This is a genomic window from Paenibacillus sp. OT2-17, from assembly GCF_009827695.1.
GTDB lineage: Bacteria > Bacillota > Bacilli > Paenibacillales > Paenibacillaceae > Paenibacillus > Paenibacillus polymyxa_B.
The window spans coordinates 1-2,587 of sequence record NZ_WUDQ01000523.1; the positions used below are offsets into that span (position 1 = coordinate 1).

At 44.8% G+C, this 2,587-nt stretch carries 3 protein-coding genes; 1 reads left to right on the forward strand and 2 read right to left on the reverse strand.

Translation table 11 applies throughout. From position 1 onward, the window contains the following. The coding region (locus GRP75_RS24025; RefSeq protein WP_160790572.1) for a GTP-binding protein at positions 1-986 on the reverse strand (986 nt) is incomplete at its 3' end. A 191-nt stretch (positions 987-1,177) separates the two neighbouring features. Between GRP75_RS24025 and GRP75_RS24030 the strand changes: the two genes are divergently transcribed. Next, on the forward strand, positions 1,178-2,158 hold the full coding sequence (locus GRP75_RS24030) for a DMT family transporter (RefSeq protein ID WP_160790573.1): 981 nt from the start codon (positions 1,178-1,180) through the stop codon (positions 2,156-2,158). A 147-nt stretch (positions 2,159-2,305) separates the two neighbouring features. Here the strand turns inward: GRP75_RS24030 and GRP75_RS24035 are convergent. Beyond that, positions 2,306-2,587: aldo/keto reductase (locus GRP75_RS24035; protein ID WP_160790574.1), on the reverse strand; the 282-nt coding region annotated here is incomplete at its 5' end.

Below are 2,587 nucleotides of genomic sequence, written 5' to 3' on the forward strand. Positions count from 1 at the left end.
CGTTCTTCTACAGATAGCGCAGCAAGCCAGCTTCCCGCAGGGCCAAATTGAATAGATGGTCCAGCTTGGCTAATACTCGCTGCCCAATCCTGCGGGGTTGCAATCCAGGCCAAACCTTTGGCGCGAACGACCTCCTCCGGCCAGTAGTTCATAAATTCAGCCAATCTCGCAGGATGAAATGGTCTTCTACGGCGATATACAAAGGAATTGATCCCATATTCGTCCGTTTCTGGTGTATGGCTTTCAAGCTCCAGCTCACGAATCCATCCAGCGGATTGACTAGCCTTGTCAAAATTGAACAACCCTGTATTCAAAATGTCCGAAGGAGCGACCTTTCCCTTGGAAGTACGAATGATTCGGGCTTCAGGCTGTAATCTCCGCAGCACACCCTCCAGCTTGTCCAGCTCCGCAGGCTGAACCAGATCGCACTTATTCAGAATCAATACATCACAGGTTTCAATCTGGTCAATCAGCAAGTCCGAGATATCGCGCGTGTCGTCTTCACCAGTAGCCTGACTGCGATCCAGTAGCGTTTCTCCCGATTCAAAATCATGCCAGAAACGATTCGCATCAACTACGGTCACCATGCAATCCAGTTTTGCCAGCGAAGCCAAATCAATGCCCGTTCCTTCATCAACGTATGTAAAAGTTTGAGCGATTGGCACGGGTTCACTGATGCCTGTAGATTCGATTAAAATATAATCAAAACCGCCTTGTTCCGTCAGCTTCTTGACCTCCAGCAATAAATCTTCACGCAATGTGCAGCAAATACAACCATTAGACAACTTGACCAGTTTTTCTTCTGTTCTGGACAAGCCGCCCTCTTTTTTAACCAGCTCAGCATCTATATTCACTTCACTCATGTCATTGACGATGACTGCCACTTTCATTCCGTCCCGATTGTTTAATACATGATTTAAAATCGTTGTTTTTCCTGCACCCAAATATCCGCTCAACACTGTTACCGGTATTGCTTTCTTATTCATCGTCGTTACGCTCCCTTGAATGTTGGCTTTTCATTTTCATTCTTTTTAAATCGTAACAATTACTATTAACATTAACTTTCAGTAATATACAGCATCCCTTTTACCTTGTCAACTGTAAGAAACTCTTGAATTGAATGATCTCAAGTTATTAATATGAGAAATAACGATACTTAAAGAATTAGGTGAATGCTATGCGCTCAATCTGGTTAGGTGTGTTGGCGGCTTTCTTTTTTGCTTTTACATTTGTTCTGAACCGGTCTATGGAGCTGTCTGGCGGGAGCTGGATCTGGAGTGCTTCATTGCGATACCTGTTTATGGTTCCTATTCTAGTCGTCATTGTGATGACCCAACAAAAGCTTAAGCCTCTTTGGAAAGTCATGAAGGAACAACCAGGAACGTGGTTGTGGTGGAGCTTCATCGGATTTGGCTTATTTTATGCTCCGTTATGCTTCGCATCGGCTTATTCACCAGGTTGGTTGATCGCGGGAACCTGGCAAATTACCATCATTTCTGGTTCTTTGCTTGTCCCTTTATTTGCTGAGGTTGTCCAGACGGAGAACGGCCCTGTCAAAATACGAGGAAAAATCCCCCTCCAGGGACTGTTGATGTCTCTCGTTATTTTAATCGGTATTATTTTTATGCAAGTCGAACAGTCGCAATCCATTTCTACCCAAGATTTTTTATTCGGTATTCTGCCTGTCATACTCGCCTCATTCGCCTATCCATTAGGTAATCGTAAAATGATGGAAGTCTGTGCGGGACGATTGGATGCCTATCAGCGTGTGCTCGGGATGACATTAGCCAGCTTACCCTTCTGGTTATTGCTTTCGTTATATGGAGTTTTCAGCGCGGGAATGCCAAGTAAGGATCAGACGATACACTCTGCTTTGGTGGCTGTGTTTTCAGGGGTGATCGCTACGGTTTTATTTTTTAAAGCTACAGATCAGGTTCGTGAAAATATGCAAAAGCTGGCGACCGTAGAAGCAACACAATCTCTGGAAGTTCTTTTTGCATTAATGGGAGAATTAATCTTTTTGTCTATCCCCATGCCGTCTCCTTTATCATGGATGGGTATGTTCATCGTCATCCTCGGCATGATTCTGCACAGTTATGTAACACATCATAAGAAAACCACTCAGCAAATCATATCTAAAAAGATAGATCCCATTTAGGGCATATTTATTCTTGTCACGGTCGTTCAAGTGTGGATCAGGCACCAGAAAAAAAGCAGCAGATCAAAGAGGAAGCTCCTGATCTGCTGCTTTTTTACCGATTATTTCTCACAAAGAATGATGTTTTATTACGAGTACGAAGTATTATTACCAAGCGTAGGCTTCTGGCGCAGGTTTTCCCGGACCGGGGAAAATCTCATTCAGCTTGGCAAGCACATCTTCGCTCAATTTGACCTCAGGTACCCGTAGAGCATCCTCTAACTGTTCTAAGGTCCGTGGTCCGATAATTGGAGCCGTTACGGCCGGATGGGACAGTACCCAAGCCAGTGCAATCACGTCTTCCTTTTCACCCAGCTCGCGGGACAATGCTGCAAATTGCTCCAGCTTCGCACGATTCTGCTCCACCTTTTCTTTGGCGCGTGCGCTGCG

Excerpts from the sequence above, each read along its gene's own strand:
- GRP75_RS24030 (WP_160790573.1), top strand. The coding sequence starts at position 1,178 with ATGCGCTCAATCTGGTTAGGTGTGTTGGCGGCTTTCTTTTTTGCTTTT.